The sequence below is a fragment of the Cobetia sp. 5-11-6-3 genome (assembly GCF_013374055.1).
In the GTDB taxonomy this organism is placed as follows: Bacteria; Pseudomonadota; Gammaproteobacteria; order Pseudomonadales; family Halomonadaceae; genus Cobetia; species Cobetia marina.
Genome location: NZ_BLWJ01000004.1, coordinates 182,682 through 206,223, shown reverse-complemented (window position 1 = coordinate 206,223; position 23,542 = coordinate 182,682). Strand labels below are relative to the sequence as shown.

The window sequence follows — 23,542 nt, the reverse complement described above, 5'->3', positions numbered from 1 at the left end:
CCCATCATGAGTCGCTATCCGATGCTTGAGATGCTCCCCAATCCCCGCTGGCGCGCTGCGCTGGCCGCCTGCCTGATGCTGGTGAGCTGCCTGACCTTGACGCTGCAATCGGCGCAGGCCGATCGCATCAAGGACCTCGCCCAGGTGCGCGGCGTGCGCGACAACCCGCTGGTCGGCTACGGCCTGGTGGTGGGGCTGGATGGCAGTGGGGACCAGACCACCCAGGCGCCGTTTACCGGCCAGAGTCTGACCAACATGCTCTCCCAGCTGGGTGTGACGGTGCCGTCGGGCACCAACATGCAGCTCAAGAACGTGGCGGCGGTCATGGTCACCGCCAGCCTGCCGGCCTTCGCAAGCTCCGGTCAGCCCATCGATGTCGTGGTGTCGTCGCTGGGCAATGCCAAGAGTCTGCGCGGTGGCACCCTGTTGATGACGCCGCTCAAGGGCGTGGATGGCCAGGTCTACGCGCTGGCGCAGGGCAATCTGATCATCGGTGGTGCCGGTGCCCAGGCCGGCGGTTCCAGCGTGCAGGTCAACCAGCTGACCGCCGGTCGCATCCCCAGTGGCGCGACGGTGGAGCGCGGCGTGCCGACGCGTCTCGGGGATGAGAATGGCGTGATCCATCTCGACCTGTTCGAGGGCGATTTCAATCATGCCCAGAACGTCGCCAGCGCCATCAACCGCAACTTCGGCGGCTCGCTGGCCTCGCCGCTCAGCAGCCGCGATATCGTGGTGCAGGCGCCGCGTGATCTCAGTCAGCGTGTCGGGTTCATCGCCAGGCTCGAGAACATCGAGGTCGCCCTGGGCGTGCCGCGTGCGCGTGTGGTGGTCAATGCGCGGACCGGCTCGGTGGTGATGAATTCCGAAGTGCGCCTGGCGCGCGCGGCGGTCACCCACGGCAACCTGTCGGTGGTGATCGACGCCAATCCGGTGATCAGTCAGCCCGCGCCGCTGTCCCAGGGGCAGACGGCAGTGGTCAACGACCCCGATATCAGCGTGAACCAGCAGGGCGGTGCACTGCGCATGGTCGAAGGGACTGCCAGTCTGCAGGAAGTCGTCGATGGCCTGAATGCGCTGGGTGCCACGCCGCAGGACCTGGTCTCGATTCTGGAAGCGCTCAAGGCAGCCGGTGCGCTGCGTGCTGATCTCGAGGTGATCTGATGAGTGTGCTTGGTAGCGGTGCCAACGTGGATGCCGGTCGGCTGGCCTTCGACACCCAGGGACTGGCGAGCCTCAAGGGGGCGGCCACCAGTGGTGGCGAGCGTCAGCAGGAGGCGCTGGAGGAGAGTGCACGCCAATTCGAGGCCTTGATGCTCAACATGATGCTCAAGCAGATGCGCTCGGCCACCGAGAATTCAGCGCTGACCGGCTCCCAGCAGCAAGAGATGATGACCTCGATGCTGGACCAGCAGCTCTCCCAGCAACTGGCCAGTGTCGGCGACGGTGTCGGCCTGTCGAAGATCCTGATTCAGCAGTTGTCTTCGAGCACCAGCAGTGTTGCCTCGACAAGCGCAGCGTCTCTTGTGCCGACTTCTTCCGCGACAGTTGCAAGCCCCACGAACTCTATTGAGAAGCAGGATGACTGGCTATCGGCCGCGCAGGTAACACCCGCACAGGATTGGCATGCCTCAGTGGAGGCACTTCCCGAGAATGAGGATGCGGGCTTCATGGCGATGCTTGATGCGGTCGCGGCCAGTGGAGAGGTCCAAGGCATCTATGCCGAAATCCCTCAGTCGATGTCAGGGCCAGGAGCGAGCACGCCCGATAGCGGTGAACAGGGTTCAGTGACGGGTATAGCGGTTCTCAGTGAGCCACTACGTCGTCAGCCGGAGAATGTGCAGCGCTTCGTGGCGGAATTTGGCCCCGCCGCACAGGCGGCTAGTCGTGAAAGCGGACTACCCGCAGAATTGATTCTGGCACAGGCCGCGCTGGAAACGGGCTGGGGTGAGCGCCGCATTCACACCGAGGCCGGCACCGACAGCCATAACCTGTTCGGCATCAAGGCCGGCAGCAGCTGGCAGGGCGACAGCACCACGGTGCTGACCACCGAATACCGCGATGGGCGTCGCATGCATCTCGAAGACAGCTTCCGCGTCTATCCCGATCAGGCCAGTGCACTGCGCGATCATGCCGCCCTGCTGTCCGGCGCCCGGCGTTATGCCCACGTGACCCAGTCGCCGGACGCCGAGAGTGCGGCGCGTGCCTTGCAGGAAGCGGGCTACGCCACTGACCCGCACTATGCCGACAAGCTGATCTCGATCATGAGTCGTGTCGGCCCGCTGGAGGCCAGCGGCCCTCTCGAGACACCGGAGACCCGCCTGGCGTCACGCGATGCCGTGCCTGCGTCAGCGCCTGTCGCAACCGCCAACTCAAGCTCCCCGCGCGGGCTGCTTGAGGCTTCCGCGCCGCTGTTTGCCCTCGATGCGCGCGATGCTGAGCCGCTGGTCGAGCTGGCGTCTGCGACGGATGCGGTGTCTGCGACGGGTGTGGCGTCTGTGGCGTCTGCGACGGATATGGCGCCTGCGGCGGATAAAGAGATCGGTACTGGCAGTGAAGGCACTGCATCAGGCGCCATCCAGTTGGCGATGGGCCGTTCAGAGCCGCTGATCCGCTAAAGCCGCTGATGACGATTCAGTGTTGATGAATTGCAGGCAACTATTGCTGCCTACGGCCTCAAGTTGGCGTCTGGCGCGCCGATATTCACAGTATCCGTACGCCGGTGTGGCGTCATCCACTTTCTCCCTTTTCCCATTGTTCCTTTCAGGTAAACGCCATGGCCAGCAGCATGTTGAGTATCGGTGTCAGTGGTCTGCAAGCCGCCCAGACGGCGCTTGCCACCAACAGCAACAACATCGCCAACGTCTACACGCCGGGCTATAGCCGTGAAACGGTCGAGTTGAATGGCAACAGTGGTGGCGGTGTCAGTGTGGCGTCGATCAGCCGTCAGACCGACAGCTATCTCTCGGCGCAGCTGGACAGCGCCATGAGCGCCAGCACGGCGCTTGAGACCCACGAAGCCAACATCAGCCAGATCGACAATCTGCTCGCCGATGATGAGGCGGGCCTGGCGCCGTTGATGCAGGAGTTCTTCGGCGCCATCGAAGGCGTGGCCAGTCAGCCGAGTGATCCGGCGGCGCGCGAGAGCCTGCTGGGCAGCGCCGAGAGCCTGGCCGGGCAGTTCAATGCCTTCTCCGCTTATCTGGATGACATGGACTCTGCGGTCAATGCACAGCTCGGCGATGTGGTCGGCGACATCAACACTGCCACCAGCCAGATCGCCTCGCTCAACGAGCAGATTTCCCTGTCGCGTGCGCGTACCGGCGAAGAGCCACTGGGCCTGCTGGATCAGCGCGATCAGGCGGTGACCGACCTGCAGACGCTGGTCGGCGTCGAGGTACAGGAACAGGATGGTCGGCTGAGCGTCAGCCTCGGCAATGGCCAGCTGCTGGTCAACGGCAGCAGCAATTACGAACTGGCCGTGGAGCCAGACCCGCAGGACATGAGCCGTTCGGTAGTCACCTACAGCGTGGCGCCGGGCGTGACCAGCGCCATCGATGAGGGGCAGCTCGAAGGCGGCACCCTGGGCGGGCTGTTGAGCTTCCGCGCCGACAGCCTCGAGCCGACCCAGAATCAGCTCGGCCAGTTGGCCGCGGGACTGGCGTTGACCTTCAATGCCCAGCACGCCGACGGTGTCGACGCCAATGGCAATGCGGGGGGCGACTTCTTCACCCTCGGTGATCCGGAAGTGCTGCCGGCCAGCGGCAATGCCGCCGGAGCGGATCTTGAGGTGGCATTCGCCCCCGCCACCCAGCAGGAAGGTGACGACTTCTACAGCGTCGCGCTGACTGGTGATGACTACCGCCTTAGTCTTGACGGCGGTACCTACCAGTTGGAAAACCTCAGCAGCGGCGCCGTGCAGACCCTGACCCCGGACAGCGAAGGCGTGATGCGCCAGGATGGCCTGGTGTTCACCGCTACCGGCATGGCGGACGGTGACAGCTTCACCATCCAGCCGACGCGCAATATCGCCGACACCTTCGGGGTCGCGATCGATGAGGGCGCCGAGATCGCCGCGGGCTCAAGCGACGCCAGTCTCGACAACCGCAACATTCTCGCCCTGCAGTCACTGCAGAGCAGAGACGCCCTGGGCAGCGCCGGCAGCTTCAATGATCACTACGCGTCACTGGTCAGCCAGGTCGGCAACCAGACCCGTCAGGTGCAGGTCAATCTGGAGGCTCAGCAGGGCCTGACCGAGCAGCTGTCGGCGGCAGACCAGTCGATCTCGGGGGTCAATCTGGATGAAGAGGCCGCGGACCTGATCCGTTATCAGCAGTATTACCAGGCCAACGCCCAGGTCATCCAGACCGCGTCGACGGTGCTGGATACCATTCTGAACATCCGCTAACGAGGCCGTGATGCGCATCAGTACCCAAACCCTCTATGCCCAGGGCGTCACCTCGATGCTGGATCAGCAGGCGGCGTTCTCCAAGGTGTCCGAGCAGCTGGCCACCGGCAAGCGCGTGGTCAATCCCTCGGATGACCCGAGTGCGGCCAGCCAGGCGGTTACGATCTCGCAGTCCCAGGCCGTCAATGAGCAGTTCAGTGACAGCCGCACCACGGCGCGCAACAACCTGTCCATCGAGGAAAGCGCGCTCAATCAGGTCACCGACACCATCACGCGTGTCCAGAGCCTGATCGTGCAGGCGGGCAACGGTACCCTCAGTGACAGCGACCGTGATGCGCTGGCCACCGAGCTTGAAGGCAGTCGCGAAGTGCTGCTGGGACTGGCCAACAGCACCGACGGCAACGGCAACTACCTGTTCGGCGGCATGAGCGGTGACACGGCGCCCTTTGGCGAGGATGGCAGCTATCGCGGCGATGATGAGCAGCGCCAGCAACGCGTCGACAGCTCGCGCCTGATGGAGGTCAATCATACCGGCAGCCAGATCTTTGGCGGCGTGGCATCTGGCAATCAGCAGCTGGCCCGCCAGACCAGCGAGAGCGAGTCATCTTTGCCGATCACCTTCAAGGGGCCGGAAGTCATTGACGCCGCGGCGCGGGTCGATGGCGCGGCCTACAGCGTCAGCATTGATGCCGCTGGCGTCTCGATCAGCGGCACCGATGCCGATGGCAATGATCTCTCGATCCTGGATGGTGAAGGCAACCCGCTGCCATCGCCCATGGCGTACAGCGATGGCATGACCCTTGCGTTCAATGGCCTGTCGATGAAGCTGTCCGGTGATGAGCAACAGGTCGCTGAGGCACAGGCAGAAGGCAAGGCAACCCTGCTGGTGGTCGAGGAGGGCGAGGTCAGCGCCGATCTGTTCGCCAATCTGGATGGGCTGATCACTGCGCTGAGTACGCCGATCGAGAGCGAGGCCGACCAGGCCGCCTTCAACAACGCCATCTCGACCGCCAGCCGCCAGTTCAGCAACAGTTTCGACAATGTACTGACGGTGCGCGCCGATGTCGGCACCAAGCTCAACGAGCTGGATTCTCTGGATATCATCGGTGATGACCGCGAGCTCAACTATGCCTCGACCCGCTCGGACCTGATCGATCTGGATTACAACGAGGCGATCTCCGATTACTCGCTGACCCAGGTGGGACTGCAGGCCTCACAGCAGGCGTTCTCGGATATCTCGGGCATGTCGCTGTTCGACTATCTGCGTTGATTGATGGCGTGACCGCGCTCCAAGAATGATGAAAAGCCGCACTGGATACTCGCTCTCGCGATGGCATCCGGTGCGGCTCTTGCGTTCTGGTCTTTGCTTTTCAGATCATTGCTTGCATGTCATGGCATCGTTCCCAAGCCTTCATGCACGGCCTGGAAGGCGCCCAACGCCTGACGGAACAGCAGCGATAGCCAGTCCGTCATGCCCGGCATCATCAGCCACAGCATCGCGATGCCCAGCAACAGGGTCAGCGGGAAGCCGATCGAGAACACCGACAGCTGCGGCGCCGAGCGGTTGAGTACGCCCATCGCGAGGTTGATCGCCAGCAGCGAGGCGACCAGCGGCAGGGCCAGCAGCAGGCCGGCACTGAACAGACTGGCACTCCACAGCAACAGATTCTCGAGCCCGACAGGCCCCATGCGGCGAAGGTCGAGGGGAATCTCGTGGAAGTGGGTGACCAGGATTTCCAGCACCAGCAGATGACCATTGAAGGCCAGAAACAGCAGCATGGCCAGCATGCCCAGCAGACGCGACAGCACCTGGGTATTGGTGCCTGTGTCGGCCGAGAAGAAACTGGCGAAGGCCAGCCCCATCTGCAAGCCGATGAATTCCCCCGCCGCCTCGACGATGGCGAAGGTGATGCGCATCACCAGTCCCAGTGCCAGGCCGACGCCCATCTGCAATGCCAGCTGCCAGACGGCGGCCGGGCCGAGCACATCCAACGAGGGCGGGCTATCGACCAGCGGCGCGATGATCAGCGCCAGGCCAAAGGCCATCAACAGGCGCACCGGCGTGGGCAGGCTGCGGTGACCGAACAGCGGCGCGCTGATCATGAAGCCGGACAGGCGCGCAAAGGGCCACATCACGCTCAGCAGCAAGGCCTGGAGGTGTTCGGGGGACAGCAGGTCATTCGGCAAGGGGACGACCTCCTGCCGGGGAAGCGTCAGGCTTCATGGTGGCTTGCATCGCTCATCCGATCAGGTGCGGGAAGCCGGTGAAGACGCTGCGCGTGAAGTCGATCAGTGTCTCCAGCAACCAGGGGCCGGCCAGTACCAGGGTGCCGAACACGCCGAGAATTTTGGGGATGAAGGACAAGGTCATCTCGTTGATCTGGGTCGCGGCCTGGAACAGGCTGACGATCAGGCCGATGAACAGAGCACTGGCCAGCAGCGGGCTTGCCACTAACAGGGTGATGTACATGGCATGCGAGGCCAGGCTGGTGATGACTTCAGGGGTCATGGCGGCGCGTTCTCGATGGGAAGATGGGCAGATATGAGCTGTCGAGGCTGGCAATGCACGGTGGCGCGGCACGGTTGCGCGTCACGACTAGAAAGCCCGGTGACGGCGTGACGCCAGGGCCTGGCTCAGTAGATGCTCTCTCAGTAGAAGTTCTCTCAATAGAAGCTCTCGGCCAGCGACCCCAGCAGCAGCTGCCAGCCATCGACCATCACGAACAGCATCAACTTGAAAGGCAGCGAGATGGTGGCGGGTGGTACCATCATCATCCCCAGCGCCATCAGCACACTCGCCACCACCAGGTCGATGATCAGGAAGGGCACGAACAGGCTGAAGCCGATCTGGAAGGCTGTCTTCAGCTCGCTGGTGACGAAGGCCGGCAGCAGCACCCGCCACGGCACGTCCCTAGGGGTCTGGATTTCCTCGACCTTGGCCAGGCGCGCGAACAGGGCGATATCCGGCTCACGCACCTGACCGAGCATGAATTCGCGAAGTGGATCGCCGCCGCGTTCGATGGCTTCCTGCAGGCTGATGGCCTGGCTGTCATAGGGTTGCCAGGCCTCGTCGTAGATGCGCTCCAGCACCGGAGACATCACGAAGAAGGTCAGAAACAGTGCGATGCCGACCAGCACCTGATTGGGCGGCGCAGACGCGGTGCCCAGCGCGGTACGCAGCAGGCCGAGCACGATGATGATGCGCGTGAAGGCACTCATCATCAGCAAGGCCGCCGGCAGCAGGGCGAGGCCACTGAGCAGGATCAGCGTCTGGATATTCAGCGACCAGGACTCGCCGCCGTCCGGCAGTGGCTGGCTGGTCAGGCCGCTGAGCACATCGGCGTGCGCCGATTGGCTCGTCAGCAGGCATGCCGACAATGCGATCAATAGCCCTGCCAGCAGGCCTCCTGCCTTCAGCCCGCTTGCTCTCATGCCCGGCGACAACTTCACCATCCCCGTCATGAGCCAGGTGCGAGCGAGAATCCGCAGCCCCATCATGAGCGAGGCTCCGCGTCATCTGTCTTGTCTGAGGTGGCAGTTTGCGTCACATCAGAGGGCATCGTGGCGGATGTAGCAGCCGGCGAGCGTCTGGCGAGGCGGTCGCGCAGCAACTCGGCAAAGCCGGCCGCGGCACCGCTCCCGCCTGTTGCGGAGGCAGGCGAGGCCAACGATGCGTCGGGCGGGGTACTGCCAGCGTCTGCGGGTACCAAGCCGCCATTCTCGGTTGTCAGCTCACCGAGGGAGGTGATGCCCGCCGGCCCGACGCCTAGCAGCAATTGCTGGTTGCCCACTGCTACCACCACCAGGCTCTGCTTGTGGCCCAGCGCCAGACGCGCCAGCGGGCGCAGGGCAATGCGATTGCCACGCAGTGTCTGGGCACCCCCGAGTGTCTTCATCAGCCAAGCCAGCAGCAGGATCACGCCGATCACAGCAGCAAGCGCCAGCCCGGTATTGACCAGGCTGGCCGCCCCCAGCGGTGAGCTGTGGTTTGTGTCGGCGCTCAGGTTTGCGTCGCTACCGAGAAAGGCCGGTGACGGCGCTTGAGTGCTGGTATTGGCGCTGGCGCTGGCAGCGCTCAAGGGCGCTTTCTCGGCATCCGGCAGCAGGATCGCGCCATCAGGGGCATCGGAGGTCATGACAGGAACAGCCTTAGCGGTTGAGCTTCTGTACCCGCTCATTGGGGGTGATGATTTCCGTGATGCGGATACCGTACTTGTCCTCGACCACGACCACCTCGCCCTGGGCGATCAGGTAACCATTGATCAGGATGTCCATCGGCTCGCCGGCCAGGCCATCCAGTTCGATCACCGAGCCCTGCGACAGCTCCAGCAGCTGCTTGATGGTCAGCCGCGTGCGCCCCAGCTCCACGGTCATCTTGACCGGGATGTCCATGATCATGTCCAGCTCGCGCGGACGTGCGCCGCCACCGCTGCCATCCAGGGGCTCGAAGATGTCGCCGCCCTGGGGGGCAGCCTCACTCTGCTGTTCTTCCAACGCCTTGGCCCACTCGTCGCCCATCTGCTCGGTCATCGCATCGGCCCAGGGGTCATCAGTGCCGGATGTCGGGGAATTCGGGGTGGCCTTGGGCGCGGGCGCGTCTGGCGAATTGGGCTCACTCATCGCCGCTGTCCTCGCTGGCAGTGTTGATCGGATGATTGATGATGCGGGTCACGCGCAGGGCGCGGTGGCCATTGGCGCGACCGAAACCGGCTTCGAGCACCGGCACATTGTTGACGTAGGCGTTGACGCGCTCGGGCTTCTCGATGGGCAGCACATCGCCCACGGCAAGTTCGGCCAAGGCGCCCAGCGTGGTGGTAATGCTGGCAAAGTCGGCGTGCAGCTCGACATCGGTGGCGCGCACTTCCTTGCGCAGGCGCTCGCCCCAGCGGCTGTCACCCTCGGCGCTGGTTTCCTGCAGCGGGCTCGAGAGCAGCTCGCGGTGCGGCTCGATCATCGAGTAGGGCAGGCAGATCTGGAAGTCGCTGCTGTGATTGCCGACCTCCAGATGGAAGCTGGTGCACACCACGATCTCGTTGGGCGAGCTGGTGATATTGGCGAACTTGACCTGCATCTCGCTGCGCAGATAGTCGGCTTCCACGGCGTATACCGCCGACCAGGCGTCGCGGTAGGCATTCAAGGCCAGCTCCATCAGGCGCTGGATGACGCGTTGTTCGGTACGCGTGAATTCCCTTCCCTCTGACTTGGTCACGAAGCGACCATCACCGCCGAACAGGCTGTCGACGACCATGAACACGAGGCTTGGCGGAAACACCAGCATCGAGGTGCCGCGCAGCGGCTTCATGGTGAACAGATTGATGTTGGTCGGCACCGGCACGTTGCGGGAAAATTCGTTGTAGCTCAGGAACTGTACCGGCCCGGCGGTGATATCGGCGCCGCGGCGGATCAGGTTGAACAGCCCCATGCGGAACTGGCGACTGAAACGCGAGTTGATGATATCCAGGGCATGCAGGCGATCCCGGATGATGCGGTGCTGGCTCGCCGGGTCGAAGGGGCGAATGCGCGCTTCGCCGGGCGTGCTCGAGGCGTCAGCCGTCGCACCGCTGTCACCGTTCACGCCGGAGAGCAGAGCATCGATTTCGTCCTGTGACAGCAGATCGTCTTGAGCCATGGCCAGTTATTGCACGATGAAGTCGTTGTACAGCACGCCGGAGATGGCCAGTGGCTGGCCGCCTTCACTATAGGGGCGCGAAAGCGCCTCGGTCAGAGTGCTCTGCAGTGTCTGCTTGCCGGCCTGGGTGATCAGCTCATCCGGGCTCTGGCCCGACAGCAACAGCAGCAGACGGCTCTTGAGTTCGGGCTTGAGTTCTTCCACGCGCGCCACCGCCTCCTGATCGGCCATCTTGAGCGTGATGCCGATATAGAGCAGGCGATTGCCGCGCGGGCTTTCCAGGTTGACCGTGAAGGGCGCCAGCGGCATGAAGACCGGCGGTGGCACGACCACGACTTCCGGCTCGACGTCCTGTGCGGCCTTCTGATCACTGAGCATCGGCAATGCGAAATAGACGGCCACTAGCGCCGCGATCACGGCACTCATCAGGCTGATGACCCCGATCAGCAGCCAGGAGCGACGCTGACTGGCGGGGGTGGTGATAATCGTTGACATCGTGGTGCGGTGTCCCTGGAGTCGGTGGCGGGGCCAGTATGACCGAAGGCGTGGTGATCGAACGGCGGAATAACGCCACGTGCGAGCGCTTACTTGAATGATGACGCGCCAGGCGGGCTCATCTGACAGCCACCTGACGGGAGCCGCTGACACAAGCACCTGGCAAGCGCCAGGCCCGTCATGCCTGCCATTCACGGCGTCCCCAGGCTGCCTGGGATGCACTTGCAAGATTGCTTGTGAGATTGCCCGCGGCGAGGCTTCCCTCCATGGCGTCAGCGCTTGTGCTGGTATCACTCGCCGGCTGACCCTCGAGGTGCTGGGCGAACTGACCCTGATTGGCCGAGTTGTCCGCCGCCCCGTCAGGTGTGTCGCCCGGAGTGTCGTCCTGAGCACTGAAACTGATCGCCGTCAGCTCGTGCCCCCGGGATTCCAGCGCCTGACGCAGCTCGCTCAGGGATGACTCGACAGCCGAGCGCACCTGTTGGTGGCCCGCGACGAAGTGCGCACTGGTGCCCTGTTCGCCGATGTTGAGGCGAATGGTCAGCTTGCCCAGGTTGGCCGGATTGAGCGCAATCTCGGCCTGTGGCGACTTGCTCAGCTGCATGCGTACCACCTGCTCGCTGAGTGCCTGTTGCCAGGCCTGAGTACCGACGCTTGCGGGGATCAAGGTGCCAGCCTGTGGCGCCATGCCCGCTGGATTGGCTGCTGGATTGCCCGAGCCATTGAGCATGGCGGTGCTGCCTGCAGCGCTCGAACTCGACGCACCGACTGACACGCCAGCAGATGACGCACCCGAGAGCAGGGACTGATCGCCACCGCTACGTGAAGAATTGGCATCAAGCAAGGCGCCGTCGGCCTTGGCGGTGATGCCTTCAATGGCCTCCTCGGTCAGCGGGCCCAGCGCGCCATCCGTCAGCGAGGAGGGCGCATCCGTGCTCAGGCTGCCTGCCGCTGTCGCGGGGGACCTGCCGGTGGGCGTCTGATCCGCAATGGCGCCGTCCAGCCCCGCCGCCGCAGGGTTGCGCAGCGCGGCGAGCCAGTCACCTTGCAGCGCCGAGTTGCCTGCCGAGTTGGCCGCTGTGCTGCCCGCTGAAGAGAGTGCCTGCGCGCCAGCGGGCGTTGCCGCTGCCGCTTTCAGTGCTGCCTCGTCGCTGCCAGAGGCGTCTTGACCGCCTTGCGTGAGTTGCTGCAGCTGTTGCATGCGCGAGATGCCGCGCTCGACGCTGCTATCCAGTCGTGAGGCCTCGAGTGGCTGCGCTGATGGCTGTCCTGTTGTCTGGCTTGCCGATGAGGGCTGGGCAGGCGGGATGTTGCCACTCTGGAGGGCGGCAGCGACCGGGTCCTGAGTGGGTGAGGTGTCTGACGATGCTGCCTGAGCCTGCTCGAGGTGCTGGGCATGCTTGTCTTCGGCGGCCTCGCGACGCTCGATACGCTGCTGCTGTGCGTCTTGCGCTTGCGTCTGCACCAGCGCCGCTTGCCTGTCCTGCTGACGATCCTCGCGCTGGGCGCGTGACAGATGTGCCTCGAAGGCGCTCTCAGAGGAAGCCGAGCTGACGTCGTCGCGCGAGCGAGTCTCCTCAGTGGAGGCCTTGGCGCTGGTCGGCGCCCTGGTTGGCGAGGTGGCCGACAACATCGAGATGCGTGCAGTGTCCGTCATGGTGTCACTCCTCCGACTGGCCGTCTTCAGCCATTGGCGCGGCGTAACCAGGCCTGGGTGGCTTGTTCATCACTCTGGCGTTGCTCAGTGGTGCGCGCCTGCAGCGCGGCGCTCAGGCTGGCGCGATCCGCCAGGCCCTGCCAGGCCGCGTGGGTCTGCTGTTCCTTCACCAGTCGCTGATGCTGATGGTGCGTCTGGGTCTGTTCCTGGGCCACCCGAGCGCGACATTGGGCAATCGCCTTGTCCAGCGAGGCGATGAAGGCCTGATAGTTGTGCCAGCTGGCCGGGTCCAGCCCCTGAGTCAGGCGTGCCTGCATCTGCTGGCAGTAGTCGAGACGGTACTGCTCGAGGGTGACCAGTTGCTGGGCGGCGGTTTCCTGACGCTGACGCTGGCTGTTGAGCTGGCGCGCAGCGCCATCACGCCGGCGCTCGCTCAGCTGGGTCAGGGTGTCGAAACGTGACGTTGAGATGGCCATTCAGTGAGGGTTCCCGATCAATGACAGGTGAAGGCGGCCATCATGGCTGGGCCAGTAATTGTTCGAGCATGTTCGTACTATCGGCAAGACTTGCGTGCTGTGTAGTGCCTTGTTGCAGGAAACGTCCCATCGGCTCGTGCAGGCGCACCGCGGCGTCGAGCACCTTGTCGTTGCCGGGCTGGTAGGCACCGATGGCGATCAGGTCCTGATTGCGCTGATAACTGGAATAGAACTGCTTGAAGCGACGGGCGCGGGTGAGCTGCCGCTCCGGCGCCACCGCCGACATGGCGCGGCTGATCGAGGCTTCGATATCGATGGCCGGATAGTGGCCGCTTTCCGCGATGCGCCGCGACAGCACGATATGCCCATCCAGAATCGCGCGCGCACTGTCGGCGATGGGGTCCTGCTGGTCATCGCCTTCGGTCAACACGGTATAGAAGGCGGTGATCGACCCGCCGCCACGCCGGCCGTTGCCGGTGCGTTCCACCAGCGCCGGCAGCTTGGCGAATACCGAGGGCGGATAGCCCTTGGTGGCCGGTGGCTCGCCGATGGCCAGAGCGATCTCGCGCTGGGCCATCGCGTAGCGGGTCAGCGAATCCATGATCAGCAGCACATTCTGGCCCTTGTCGCGCAGGGACTCGGCGATGCGCGTCGCGTAGCTGGCGCCCTTGAGGCGATGCAACGGGGTCATGTCGGCCGGCGTGGCCACGACCACGGCGCGCTTGAGACCTTGTTCGCCGAGAATGTTCTCGATGAATTCCTGCACCTCGCGCCCACGCTCGCCGATCAGGCCGACCACGATCACATCGGCATCGGTGAAGCGCGCCATCATGCCCAGCAGCACACTCTTGCCGACGCCAGAACCGGCGAACAGCCCCATGCGCTGGCCACGGCCGACGCTCAGCAAGGCATTGATGGCACGTATGCCGACATCCAGCGGCGTGTCGATGGGCGCGCGCTCGAGCGGATTGAGCGGACGGCTCTCCAGCGGCGCATGTTCGACATCTTCCAGCGGGCCGAGGCCATCCAGCGGGCGACCCACGCCATCGACGACCCGCCCGAGCAGCGCTTCGCCGACCGGATAGCGTCGCTCGCCAACATTGCCATGTCCGAGCGGAAATACCCGCGCGCCCGGTGCGACGCCGCTGAGCGGGTCGATGGGCATCAGGTAGAGGGTCTGATCGGCGAAGCCGACCACCTCGGCCTCGGCCGGCGGCAGGTTCGCGCCCAGCTCGACCAGACAACTGGCACCCACCGGCAGGCGCAGGCCGACCGCTTCCAGCACCAGGCCGGTCGCGCGCACCAGGCGGCCATTGCTGCGCTGGGGCTCGAGGCTCTCGACGCGCTCACGAATGGCGCCCAGCGCGCTGCGCCATTGCTGTGCGGAAGAGGGGCTCATGGCGTGTCACTCATGTGCGATCTCCTGCCAGCTCAGTGCGAGCCTGATCTGCGTGTACATCTTCTTCCGACTGGCGTTGCACGATGCGCGAACCGCTGGCCTCGTCCTTGCCATGCAGGCTGCCATCGGCGCTGCCGCGATGGCGCAGCTGGCGTGACAGCATGTCCAGGCGGCTCTCGAGGCTGGCATCGTGACAGCCGCTGTCGGCTTCGGCGCGACACCCGCCGAGGCTCAGGCTGGCATCCGGCAGACATTGCCAGCCCAGCCTGGCGAGCTGTTCGCCCATCGCCTGCTCGACGCGCGGCAGGTCGTCCGGATTCAGGTAAAGACGCGGACGGCCGATCAGCGGCGGATCCGCCGCCAGCAGGCTGCGCACGCTGTCGATGATGTGCTCCGGGTGGGCACGAAATGCCTCACGGGCCAGATGCTGACCGACGATGATGGCCAGTGCCGCTAGCTCATCGCTGATCTGCTCATCCAGGCATGCCAGTGACTGCTGCAGGTTCTCGATCAGCGGTGCCAGCTGGGCGGCCTGTTGCTCAAGCGCCTGCTGGGCGGCCTCGGCCTGACGCGCCGCCTGCTCGGCGGCTTCCTGCCTTGCACGCGCCAGACCCGCTTCATAACCGGCTTTCTCACCCGCGGCATAGCCCTCGGCACGCGCCGCCTGTTGCTGCTGTAGCGTCTCCTGCTCGAAGGTCGAACGGGCACGCTGCGCCATGCGCCGAATCAGGCCGACATCCGGCGCCGCAGTGTGCGGTATGCCGGCTTGAAAGCCGCCACCCGACTGGGGCGACGCGGGCTTGCCATCCAGCGCGTCAAGTTCCAGCGGCTGCCACTGATGCATGTCATCGCTGCCTGCCACGTTGCGCTCGGCCCACGGGTCAGGCGCGTCATGATGCGGATCAGAACTGGACATGGTCCTCACTAGACGTAGCCCTCACTAGACATGGTCCTCATTAGACATAGTCCTCGCCACCGCTGTTGATCACGATCTCGCCGCTGTCGGCCAGTCGACGCACCGTCTGCAGGATGCTCTTCTGCTCGGCTTCCACTTGGGTGACGCGCACCGGCCCGCGCGCCTCCATGTCATCACGCAGCATCTCGGCAGCACGCTGCGACATGTTCTGCAGGAATTTCTGGATGATCGCCTCGGGGGATCCCTTGAGCGCCGTGACCAGCGTCTCGTTGTCGATTTCCTTGAGCAGCAGCTGGATGGAGCGATCCTCGAGTCCGACCAGGTTCTCGAACACGAACATCTCGTCGATGATCTGCTGCGCCAGACTCTCGTCGTGATTGCGTACCGCCTCGAGGACCTGCTCTTCCTGCTGCCCGGGCATCAGGTTGAGTATCTCGGCCGCGGTACGAATGCCGCCCATCTTGCTGCGCTTGAGGTTCTGCCCGCTGAGCATGTTGCTCAGCACTTCGGTCAGCTCCTGCAGGGCCGCCGGCTGCACGCCACTGAAGGTGGCGATACGCAGCAGCACATCGTTGCGCAGGGTGTCGGAGAAATGCTCGAGAATCTGCGAGGCCTGATGGCGCTCCAGATGCACCATGATGGTGGCGATGATCTGCGGATGTTCGTCGCGGATCATCTCGGCCACCAGCGGTGGCTCCATCAGGTTCAGCGTCTCGATGCCATTGTTCTGACCGGAGCTCTCGTAGATATCTTCGAGCAGCGAGCTGGCGCGCTCCTGCCCCAGCGCCTTCACCAGCACCGAGCGGATATGGTCGGTAGAGAGCAGATTGACGGCACTGAACTGCTCGCTGTCGGCGTGGAATTCCTCCAGCGTCTTCGCCATCTGCTCCTGGGTGACCTGCGGCATGTTGGTCATCGTCGCGCTGAGCCGTTGGATCTCCTGGGCAGACAGGAACTTGAAGACCTCTGCGGCGCTGTCCTCGTCGAGGCTCATGATCAGGGCCGCGCTGCGTTCCATGCTTGTCAGTGTCTTACTCATGGTGACTCATCCAGTTCTTGAGGATCATGGCGACCATGCGCGGGTCATCGCGGGCCATGTCACGTGCATCCTTGAGGTTCTGCTGATAGGTGGTAGGCGTGCGCGGGCCACTGGCCGGTGCTGTCTGGCTCGCCATCATGCTGCCCAGCTCGCCATTGGCCGTCGCCAGACCAGACTCCATGCCGCCGATACCACCCACTGCGCTGCCGGCTGCCTGAGTGCCGGGCGGCTGACCGATGGTCTGGTAGGCTTCCTGCGGACGCAGCTGCGGCTGCAACAGCGGGCGCAGCAACTTGCGATACAGCAGCCAGGCGATGAAGCCGATGATCAGGTAGCGGCCAAGCTCGATGGCCAGCGCCTGCATCTCGGGATTGTTCAGCCACTTCTCCCACCACTGTTGCGGCGGGCCGGCGTTCTGCTGTTCGGCGGTCATGAAGGGCGCATTGATCACGCTGAGGCTGTCGCCACGCTCGGCATTGAAACCCATCGCCTCGCGCACCAGCGAATCGATCTGTGCCAGCTGGTCGTCTGCCAGCGGTTCGCTGGTCGGGTTGCCGTCACTGTCCATGATGCGACGGTGATTGATCACCACCGCCACCGAGAGATTGTCGAGGCGCCCCAGGCGCGCACGGGTGTGGCGCACGCGCTTGTTGACTTCATAGTTGATGGTGCTGCTGCGCTGATAGTTGCTCAGACCGCTGGCCGCGTCGTCAGTCTGTGTGGTGCCGTCACCATTCGCCGCGTCATCGGCATTGATGGGCGAGGCGGCAATCCCCGGGGGCGTGTTGGAGAGGGCACCCGGCACGCCGCCGATGCCGAGCATCTCGCCGGCGCCGGTATTGTTGAGCTGTTCACTGCGCACTGCTGCGCTGCCCGGCTGCTGATTGGGCGTGTAGTGCTCTTCGGTCTCTTCGGCGTGGGAGAAATCGAGCTGGGCGCTGACCTCGGCGCGGAAGTTGTCGCGTCCCACCAGTGGCGTCAGCAGAGCATTGATGCGCGATTGATAGCTTCGCTCCAGTGCCTGGGCATATTCCAGCGCGCTGCCATCGAGATTGAGCGCATCGCCCGCCGGGCGCGACAGCGGATTGCCGTCCTGATCGACGACGGTGATGTCTTCGCTGGCCAGGCCCTGCACGCTGCCGGCCACCAGATGCTGGATGGCCTGGATCTGACGTGCCTTGAGTTGCTGGCCGCCCTTGAGTTCAACCACCACGGACGCCGTCGCTGGGCGGCGCTCGCGCACGAAGACGGAATCTTCCGGCAGTGCCAGGTGCACACGGGCGCTGGACACGGGCTCGAGACTGGCGATGGTGCGCGACAGCTCGCCGGACAGGGCGCGCTGATAATTGACGTGTTCGGTGAACTGGCTGATGCCGAAGGCCTGGGTATCCATCAGCTCGAAGCCGGAACCGCCCTGACTGGGCAGGCCCTGCTGGGCAAGTGCCAGACGCAGGCGATAGACATCTTCCTTGGGGACCTCGACGGTGGCGCCTTCATTGCTTAGCCGATAGGGCACGCCGGTCTGCTCCAGCTGCGCGACGATCTCGCCGCCTTCGCTGGCGGGCAGATCACGATAGAGCACACTCCACTGGGTGCCAGCGCCCCACAGCAACAACGCGACGATGACAGCCACGCTGAAGGCGGCCGCCATGATGAGCGGCAGACGTGGCAATGCCGCCAGGCGCGCCATCAAGGGGTTGGCTGGCTTGTCCGATGATTGTGGCGTCGTCGAGGTGCCCGACTGGGGCGCTGTCTGGCTGGGTGTACTCATGCAGATGTCCGATAAGCGCCGTGGTCTGAACTCGCAGCGGGTGATTCCAGCAAGCAGGGCGAAACATGAAAACGATGGATCAACAATGTCGCGTTTCGCAGCGCCTTCTTGCGTAGGCTGGCCATTATCGAAGCTGGGCGCACATCCAATCAGACGAATAGCGTCGCAAAACAGGGGTATTAGTCACTTTCAGCCGCTCGACTGACTGGTAGTCTGAGCCCCACTGAAAGCGGCAGACGAATGGCGCGCGTTGAGAAAGGAGAGGCGGGATGGCGATTGAGGCAGTCGGCGCGGCGATGTCATCCGCGATGACGGGCAGTCTGCAGCAGCTCGATCAGATGGCGGCGCAGGCGGCCGGAAGCAACGCTCAGTCGGCGGGCGCAGTGTCAGAGGCCAGCGCCACTGATGCACAGGGCTTTGCCGGCATGCTCAAGGATTCGCTGGCGCGCGTCAGCCAGTCACAGCAGGTCGCGGCGGGGCAGGCCAGGGCATTCGAGCTGGGCAGCCCAGATGTCAGCCTCGATCAGGTCATGGTGGCGGGCCAGAAGGCCTCACTGGAATTCGAGATGACCGTGCAGGTGCGCAACAAGTTGCTCAGCGCCTACAAGGAAATCATGAATATGGCGGTGTGATTCCTATCCGCATTCCAAACAAAAAGGGCAGACGCGATGCGTCTGCCCTTTTTTTGTTTGTTGCTGCTTGATATCGCTGGCGGAGGTTGAAATGCAAGAACGCTGTTGACTAAAAGGACCAATATCAACAAGGCCACTATCCTCTGCCAGCGACGGGCCTGCCACTCTTGCTGAATGACAGGCCTATGCAGCATGTGAGCCAGAGATTAGCCCAGCAGTGACAGCACGTTCTGCGGTACCTGGTTGGCCTGGGTCAGCATGGAAGTCCCCGCCTGCTGCAGAATCTGTGCAGTGGTCATGCTGGAGACTTCTTCTGCGTAATCGGCATCCTGAATACGCGACTGGGCAGAGGCCAGGTTTGTTTCGGTCGTCGCCAGGTTGGTGATGGCAGAATCGAAACGGTTCTGCACGGCACCGAGTTCGGAGCGCATGCTATCGACATTCTTGAGTGCGGCATCCAAGGCGGCAAGCGGGTCGGGCGTTGCTTCGCCTTCAGTCACAGCGTCCATCGTCAGGGCATCGTCCTGGCCAACGTAAACCTGTGCACCAGTATCATCGGTGACCATGCCATTTTCTTGGGCATAGTAAGTAGTTGTCTTTGTAGTTTCAGTGGCTTCCGTCAAATCTCCATCAGCATTCATGTAGATGGCGTCGTTGGTCGCTAAGTTACCAGCGGTTTCTCCTGCTGAGACTAAACCGCCTGCCGCAACGCTAAATTGATTGATATTTACGTCTTGAGCAGGAGAGTCATCATCTGTGACTGTTAGATCATTAGCTAATGTAATATCACCGCCGACCTGTGCGAGCATATTTTCCACATTGGTCTTGTCAGCTACGGCACCCGTGACATCGATGCCGTCTGCAAAAGCTTGACCAGTAAATTTAGTGCCACTGTCTTTTAGAGTAATAGTGGCTTCTTCAATATCTGTGCCTGTTAGATCTAGAGCTGCTCCGTCAACACTATTTATCGCAGTGGCTAGTGCTGCATCTTGAGATTGCATTGCTGCTGTCAAGTTATCAACTGTAGCATCAGCATAAGTGGTATCAGCGCCTGACGTTGTTGCCGTTAAGTTGCCAGATCCATCAATATAAAGAGCTTCAGAATTCGTGTTGGTGATGCTCCCGTTTTCTTGAATGAGAACTTCGGTAGTGCTTCCACCGATACTTATCGTGGCAGCACGAGCTCCCTCGCCTGCTGCTGGAGTCAGCTTTGTTGCTACTGATGTAGCACTGGCATCTTCTACATCGTAAGTAAAGTTATCATTTGTTGCACTATATGTGATATTGCTGGCTGAGTTGAAGCCTATGGATGTATTGCCGTTATCCTCGAATCCAGTTGCACCTGTCGAATTAAGTGAGACGGTGGCACCGTCATCAAGTTGAGACATCAAGTCTGATGATGTCAGCTGGTTGTTGGCGGTGACAGTGTCTTTGGTATAAGTGACTGAACCATTCGCGTTAGCGCTTGCGGCAGCATCAAAACCTGCAAGAGATAAGCTGTCTGCAGTAGCAGCATCATTGTCAACCTCACCACTTCCATCCACATTGAACCCAGTCAGGCCCAAGGTTTCGGCGTTGATCTGTTTGAGATTAATCTTGATTACTTCACCATCATTGGCACCCACTTGGATGCTCATGGTGTTGTCTTCTTGAAGAACGTCAATACCATTGAAACTTGTCTGTTCAGAAATACGAGTGATTTCCTCCAGACGTAGATCAATTTCATTCTGAATGGAGCTCAAATCATCGGCATTGTTGGTCCCATTCTGCGCCTGGACGGTCAGTTCACGGACTCGCTGCAGGTTATCGTTGACCTGATTCAATGCACCTTCAGCGGTCTGGGCGACAGAGATGCCGTCGTTGGCGTTGCGCTGCGCTTGGGACAGGCCGGTGATCTGGGAGTCCATGCGGTTGGCGATGGCTTGGCCGGCGGCGTCGTCCTTGGCGCTGTTGATACGCATGCCGGAAGACAGACGTTCCATGGAGGTGTTCAGGGCGTTCTGGGACTGATTCAGGTTCTGCTGAGTCACCATGGAAAGGGTGTTGGTATTGATCACTGAAGCCATGTGTCACTTCCTGTCGTAATGGGGAGATAGATGGCGTGTCGCCAGTAACGACTCCTGTGCCGTTGCTTCAGTTATCGTCGCGGCGCGACAGAACTTTAGAAATTTTTTGCGGCCTTTTGATGTTGCTCGTTCCGGCTGAGTTTCTGGCTCTACCCGCGAGATGCTCGCGACATTCTGTCGACCTGCTGTCGGGGGGCGTGTCTCGTCTTCCTTTTCTGTCTCTTCCTGTCTGCCTTCATTTCCGCCTCCCCGAGGCGGAGTGGCGACGTAAGGTAGGAAAGCCGTCGCTGAGGGTTGCTATTCGAGCGAATGGTTTGTGATGGGGGCGCGACAATACGCTGGGAACAGGAGTCCCGAGGATGGGGGCACGACCCTGAGTCAAACGACCCCGAGGGATGCAAGCGAGGACCAGGACGCCGATGTATACCGCCAGTGGGCGTATGGCCCAGCAGGATATCTACTCTGAATACCAACCGCTGGTGCGCCGGATCGCGCTTCAGCTGCAAGTGCGCTTGCCAGCGAGTGTCGATCTCGAGGATCTGATTCAGGCTGGCATGTTGGGGCTGTGTGAATGCGTGGGCCGCTATGAGCAGGGCCACGGTGCCAGCTTTGCCACCTATGCCAGTCAGCGCATCCGGGGTGCGATGCTCGATGAGCTGCGCTCGCGTGACTGGTTGCCGCGCAGTGTGCGCCGGGCCGGGCGCGAGCTTGAAAGCGTGATCCAGCAGCTGGAGCAGAGCCTGGGTTATCCGCCCGAGGAGACCCAGATCGCCTCTGCCATGGGGCTTGAGCTAGAAGATTACCGACGCCTGCTGCTGGATACCAACAACGGCATGGTGATGTCGCTGGACGAGATGCTGGATGAGGATGGCGCCGCACCGGGCGGAATCTCCACTCCCTACGTGGAACCCTTCGCATTGCCCCACGAGGCGCTGGAGGAGGCCGATACTCGCCGAGCACTCACCGAGGCCATCGAACGGCTTCCGGAGCGCGAGAAGCTGTTGATGGCGCTCTATTATCAGGAGAATCTCAATCTCAAGGAGATTGGCGCGGTGCTCGATGTCACCGAGTCGCGGGTTTCCCAGTTGCACTCCCAGGCCGTGCGCCGTCTGCAGGGTGTGTTGGCGCCGCATCTGGTGGCGCGGGCGGGCAAGCGTCGTCGCTGAGCCTTTATCGTTATGAGCCTTCTTCGTTTCCCTGGTCTTTATCCCCCCCGCTGAACCGTCTGTCTGTGTTGCCTGCCCCTGTTTCGCCCGCCGCTATTTCGCCCGCTCCAACCAAGAACACCGCCTCTCAGGGCGGTGTTCTTGGTTAACGCTTATCCTATTTTCAATTTCGGCATGCCGTCAGGCGTGATCAGTAGCTCTCGCGCTCCGGCTCCGACCTGACGCGGCGCTCCTCTTCACTGAGGTGCTGGGCCTGCTCGTCAATATGGCCATCCAGATGCCAGTCGTCTTCCATGCCGGTGACGCGGTCATTCATCACGCCTTCCTCGTTGTCGACCTGCTGCACGACGCCTCCTTCTGTTTCAGAGGCCGCTTCCTGTTGCTGGGCAGCGAGTTCTTCTTCGCTAGGCTCCGGCTCAGGCTCGGCATCGAAGTCGAATTCCAGCTGACCGGTTTCCGGCTCGGTGATGGCTTCCTCGACCCAGGCGGCACTGAGCGGACTGGTGGTGGAGGGCGCCACTACATAGTGACCGGGGTGATCGCCATCCTCGGCATCCAGCACCTGACGCGGCTTGCTGGTGACACTGGCGGCGAGAATCACGATCAGCACGTGGATGGCGGTCAGGGTATAGAGGAAGCCGACGGCCCCGAAGCGCTCCATCAGCAGGCCCGCGGTGAGCGGACCCAGAATCGCGCCCGCGCCATGCATCAGTACCAGCGTGCCGCTGGCGGAGATGATCTGTGGTGTGGTCAGCAGGTTGTTGGCTGCCGCCAGGAACAGCGAGTACTGGGTCAGGATCAACCCGCCGAGGCCCGCCCCCAGCAGCGCCATGGTCAGCATGCTGCCACCACTGAACGGCACGCCGCCGATGGACAGCGCGATCGCCCCGACACTGCAGCCCAGAATCACCTTCTTGGCCGAGAGCTTGTCGGAGAGCTTGCCCAGCGGCCATTGCAGCAGGGCGGCCCCCAGAATGAAGGCGCCCATGAACCAGGAGACTTCCTGCACCGGCAGGCCGGCGCGGTCGGCATACACTGCGCCCATGCCGAAGACGGTGCCGTTGGCGATGCCGGTGGCGAAGCCGCCCAGAGTGCCCAGCGGTGCCAGACGCAGCAGACGAACGATCCCCATGGCCTCCGGCTGCGCGCCTTCCGGTTGCGGTGAGGCGGACAGCAGCATCGGCACCAGCGCCAAGGACATGATCACCGACACCAGGATGAACAGCAGATAGGTATTCGGGTTGGCGACGTTGAGCAGCAGCTGGCCACCGCCCATGCCCAGATAGGTGATCACCATGTAGATGGCCAGCAGACGGCCACGCATCTGGTTGGTCGCCTGGCTGTTGAGCCAGCTCTCCGCCACCACGTAGAGGCCGGCGAAGGCGAAACCGGTGATGAAGCGCATCGCGATCCACACCTCGGGCACCACATAGAGCGCGTGGATCAGAATGCACACCGAGGTGATGGAGGCCAGCGCCGCGAAGGTGCGCACATGGCCGACCCGACGCAGCTTGCGCGGTGCAAGCGTCGAGCCCAGCAGGAAGCCGGCGAAGTAGGCCGACATGATGATGCCCGTCATGGTGTTGCTGAAGCCTTCCGAGGAGGCACGAATCCCCAACAGACTGCCCTGCAGTCCGTTGGCCAGCATCAGCATCCCCATTCCCAGCAGCAGCGACCACAGAACGACCGCCGCGCCCAGACTGCTGGTCGGCTGCAGTCGCTTGGGCGGCGTGTCGAGCGGCTCGGTCTCGAAGGTGGGAGTGGGTATGGCTTCCTGCTGGGGGTGCGGCATGGAAGGGGCCTCATCGGTCAAGGTCGGTACCGTTTGAGCGGTGCCGACGAGATGTCAGGTACGACACTTGCGTGCGTGGTGATGGTCAGTCGTGGTTGG

At 62.8% G+C, this 23,542-nt stretch carries 21 protein-coding genes; 6 read left to right on the top strand and 15 right to left on the bottom strand.

Going from position 1 to position 23,542, the window contains the following annotated elements; all coding sequences use genetic code 11:
• Positions 1–21: 21 nt before the first annotated feature.
• The 4 genes from HXS66_RS08925 (at position 22) to flgL (ending at position 5,675) form a co-directional block, all read left to right on the top strand.
• Entirely contained in the window at positions 22–1,161 is a 1,140-nt protein-coding gene (locus HXS66_RS08925; RefSeq protein WP_373996125.1) for a flagellar basal body P-ring protein FlgI, read from the top strand.
• Positions 1,161–2,615 (top strand): flagellar assembly peptidoglycan hydrolase FlgJ, encoded by a 1,455-nt coding sequence (flgJ, locus tag HXS66_RS17355; protein ID WP_218015158.1) that lies wholly within the window; start codon positions 1,161–1,163, stop codon positions 2,613–2,615. Before HXS66_RS08925 ends, flgJ begins: the two co-directional genes overlap by 1 nt.
• Before the next feature lie 158 nt (positions 2,616–2,773).
• Complete coding sequence (gene flgK / locus HXS66_RS08915; RefSeq protein WP_176503339.1) at positions 2,774–4,405, top strand: flagellar hook-associated protein FlgK; 1,632 nt, start codon at positions 2,774–2,776, stop codon at positions 4,403–4,405.
• 10 nt (positions 4,406–4,415) lie between these two features.
• Positions 4,416–5,675 carry a flagellar hook-associated protein FlgL gene (flgL, locus tag HXS66_RS08910; RefSeq protein ID WP_176503338.1) on the top strand — a complete coding sequence of 420 codons (1,260 nt, stop codon included), beginning with the start codon at positions 4,416–4,418 and terminating at the stop codon, positions 5,673–5,675.
• Positions 5,676–5,794: 119 nt separating this feature from the next.
• Here the strand turns inward: flgL and fliR are convergent, their stop codons facing one another.
• From fliR to fliF, 13 genes are all read right to left on the bottom strand, one after another.
• Entirely contained in the window at positions 5,795–6,592 is a 798-nt protein-coding gene (fliR, locus tag HXS66_RS08905; protein ID WP_255303173.1) for a flagellar biosynthetic protein FliR, read from the bottom strand.
• Positions 6,593–6,644: 52 nt separating this feature from the next.
• Positions 6,645–6,914, bottom strand: coding sequence for a flagellar biosynthesis protein FliQ (fliQ, locus tag HXS66_RS08900; RefSeq protein ID WP_166018069.1), 270 nt, complete (start codon positions 6,912–6,914; stop codon positions 6,645–6,647).
• Positions 6,915–7,069: 155 nt separating this feature from the next.
• On the bottom strand, positions 7,070–7,837 hold the full coding sequence (gene fliP / locus HXS66_RS08895; protein WP_176503448.1) for a flagellar type III secretion system pore protein FliP: 768 nt from the start codon (positions 7,835–7,837) through the stop codon (positions 7,070–7,072).
• A 62-nt stretch (positions 7,838–7,899) separates the two neighbouring features.
• Entirely contained in the window at positions 7,900–8,541 is a 642-nt protein-coding gene (gene fliO / locus HXS66_RS08890; RefSeq protein WP_176503337.1) for a flagellar biosynthetic protein FliO, read from the bottom strand.
• Between the two features lie 13 nt (positions 8,542–8,554).
• Complete coding sequence (gene fliN / locus HXS66_RS08885; RefSeq protein WP_107334750.1) at positions 8,555–9,025, bottom strand: flagellar motor switch protein FliN; 471 nt, start codon at positions 9,023–9,025, stop codon at positions 8,555–8,557.
• Positions 9,018–10,034: a flagellar motor switch protein FliM gene (gene fliM, locus HXS66_RS08880; RefSeq protein WP_176503336.1), complete on the bottom strand. Its 1,017-nt coding sequence runs from the start codon at positions 10,032–10,034 to the stop codon at positions 9,018–9,020. The genes fliN and fliM overlap by 8 nt, the downstream gene beginning before the upstream one ends.
• Positions 10,035–10,040: 6 nt before the next feature.
• Entirely contained in the window at positions 10,041–10,529 is a 489-nt protein-coding gene (fliL, locus tag HXS66_RS08875; protein WP_176503335.1) for a flagellar basal body-associated protein FliL, read from the bottom strand.
• 178 nt (positions 10,530–10,707) lie between these two features.
• A complete protein-coding gene (locus tag HXS66_RS08870) occupies positions 10,708–12,186 on the bottom strand; it encodes a flagellar hook-length control protein FliK (RefSeq protein ID WP_176503334.1) in 1,479 nt (492 codons plus the stop codon).
• Between the two features lie 26 nt (positions 12,187–12,212).
• Entirely contained in the window at positions 12,213–12,662 is a 450-nt protein-coding gene (gene fliJ, locus HXS66_RS08865; protein ID WP_176503333.1) for a flagellar export protein FliJ, read from the bottom strand.
• Between the two features lie 40 nt (positions 12,663–12,702).
• On the bottom strand, positions 12,703–14,061 hold the full coding sequence (fliI, locus tag HXS66_RS08860; protein WP_166018053.1) for a flagellar protein export ATPase FliI: 1,359 nt from the start codon (positions 14,059–14,061) through the stop codon (positions 12,703–12,705).
• 10 nt (positions 14,062–14,071) lie between these two features.
• Positions 14,072–14,977, bottom strand: coding sequence for a FliH/SctL family protein (locus HXS66_RS08855; RefSeq protein WP_176503332.1), 906 nt, complete (start codon positions 14,975–14,977; stop codon positions 14,072–14,074).
• Positions 14,978–15,017: 40 nt separating this feature from the next.
• Positions 15,018–16,016 carry a flagellar motor switch protein FliG gene (gene fliG, locus HXS66_RS08850; RefSeq protein WP_176503331.1) on the bottom strand — a complete coding sequence of 333 codons (999 nt, stop codon included), beginning with the start codon at positions 16,014–16,016 and terminating at the stop codon, positions 15,018–15,020.
• Positions 16,009–17,787 carry a flagellar basal-body MS-ring/collar protein FliF gene (gene fliF, locus HXS66_RS08845; RefSeq protein WP_176503330.1) on the bottom strand — a complete coding sequence of 593 codons (1,779 nt, stop codon included), beginning with the start codon at positions 17,785–17,787 and terminating at the stop codon, positions 16,009–16,011. The genes fliG and fliF overlap by 8 nt, the downstream gene beginning before the upstream one ends.
• Before the next feature lie 269 nt (positions 17,788–18,056).
• Between fliF and fliE the strand changes: the two genes are divergently transcribed.
• Positions 18,057–18,419 (top strand): flagellar hook-basal body complex protein FliE, encoded by a 363-nt coding sequence (fliE, locus tag HXS66_RS08840; RefSeq protein WP_255303172.1) that lies wholly within the window; start codon positions 18,057–18,059, stop codon positions 18,417–18,419.
• Between the two features lie 206 nt (positions 18,420–18,625).
• On the opposite strand, the gene HXS66_RS08835 is transcribed toward fliE, so the two are convergent.
• Entirely contained in the window at positions 18,626–20,485 is a 1,860-nt protein-coding gene (locus HXS66_RS08835) for a flagellin (protein ID WP_176503329.1), read from the bottom strand.
• 419 nt (positions 20,486–20,904) lie between these two features.
• On the opposite strand from HXS66_RS08835, the gene HXS66_RS08830 reads away from it, so the two are divergent.
• The gene (locus HXS66_RS08830) at positions 20,905–21,651 is read left to right on the top strand and encodes an RNA polymerase sigma factor FliA (protein WP_176503328.1); all 747 of its coding nucleotides are present in this window, start codon (positions 20,905–20,907) and stop codon (positions 21,649–21,651) included.
• A 190-nt stretch (positions 21,652–21,841) separates the two neighbouring features.
• On the opposite strand, the gene HXS66_RS08825 is transcribed toward HXS66_RS08830, so the two are convergent.
• Complete coding sequence (locus HXS66_RS08825) at positions 21,842–23,443, bottom strand: MFS transporter (protein ID WP_084208655.1); 1,602 nt, start codon at positions 23,441–23,443, stop codon at positions 21,842–21,844.
• Between the last annotated feature and the right edge of the window lie 99 nt (positions 23,444–23,542).

Bases quoted from the DNA above. Each gene is read 5' to 3' on its own strand.
- HXS66_RS08925 (WP_373996125.1), top strand. From the start codon at position 22: ATGCTTGAGATGCTCCCCAATCCCCGCTGGCGCGCTGCGCTGGCCGCC.
- flgJ (WP_218015158.1), top strand. From the start codon at position 1,161: ATGAGTGTGCTTGGTAGCGGTGCCAACGTGGATGCCGGTCGGCTGGCC.
- flgK (WP_176503339.1), top strand. From the start codon at position 2,774: ATGGCCAGCAGCATGTTGAGTATCGGTGTCAGTGGTCTGCAAGCCGCC.
- flgL (WP_176503338.1), top strand. From the start codon at position 4,416: ATGCGCATCAGTACCCAAACCCTCTATGCCCAGGGCGTCACCTCGATG.
- fliQ (WP_166018069.1), bottom strand. From the start codon at position 6,914: ATGACCCCTGAAGTCATCACCAGCCTGGCCTCGCATGCCATGTACATC.
- fliP (WP_176503448.1), bottom strand. From the start codon at position 7,837: ATGAGAGCAAGCGGGCTGAAGGCAGGAGGCCTGCTGGCAGGGCTATTG.
- fliO (WP_176503337.1), bottom strand. From the start codon at position 8,541: ATGACCTCCGATGCCCCTGATGGCGCGATCCTGCTGCCGGATGCCGAG.
- fliN (WP_107334750.1), bottom strand. From the start codon at position 9,025: ATGAGTGAGCCCAATTCGCCAGACGCGCCCGCGCCCAAGGCCACCCCG.
- fliM (WP_176503336.1), bottom strand. From the start codon at position 10,034: ATGGCTCAAGACGATCTGCTGTCACAGGACGAAATCGATGCTCTGCTC.
- fliL (WP_176503335.1), bottom strand. From the start codon at position 10,529: ATGTCAACGATTATCACCACCCCCGCCAGTCAGCGTCGCTCCTGGCTG.
- HXS66_RS08870 (WP_176503334.1), bottom strand. From the start codon at position 12,186: ATGACGGACACTGCACGCATCTCGATGTTGTCGGCCACCTCGCCAACC.
- fliJ (WP_176503333.1), bottom strand. From the start codon at position 12,662: ATGGCCATCTCAACGTCACGTTTCGACACCCTGACCCAGCTGAGCGAG.
- fliI (WP_166018053.1), bottom strand. From the start codon at position 14,061: ATGAGCCCCTCTTCCGCACAGCAATGGCGCAGCGCGCTGGGCGCCATT.
- HXS66_RS08855 (WP_176503332.1), bottom strand. From the start codon at position 14,977: ATGTCCAGTTCTGATCCGCATCATGACGCGCCTGACCCGTGGGCCGAG.
- fliG (WP_176503331.1), bottom strand. From the start codon at position 16,016: ATGAGTAAGACACTGACAAGCATGGAACGCAGCGCGGCCCTGATCATG.
- fliF (WP_176503330.1), bottom strand. From the start codon at position 17,787: ATGAGTACACCCAGCCAGACAGCGCCCCAGTCGGGCACCTCGACGACG.
- fliE (WP_255303172.1), top strand. From the start codon at position 18,057: ATGGCGATTGAGGCAGTCGGCGCGGCGATGTCATCCGCGATGACGGGC.
- HXS66_RS08835 (WP_176503329.1), bottom strand. From the start codon at position 20,485: ATGGCTTCAGTGATCAATACCAACACCCTTTCCATGGTGACTCAGCAG.
- HXS66_RS08830 (WP_176503328.1), top strand. From the start codon at position 20,905: ATGTATACCGCCAGTGGGCGTATGGCCCAGCAGGATATCTACTCTGAA.
- HXS66_RS08825 (WP_084208655.1), bottom strand. From the start codon at position 23,443: ATGCCGCACCCCCAGCAGGAAGCCATACCCACTCCCACCTTCGAGACC.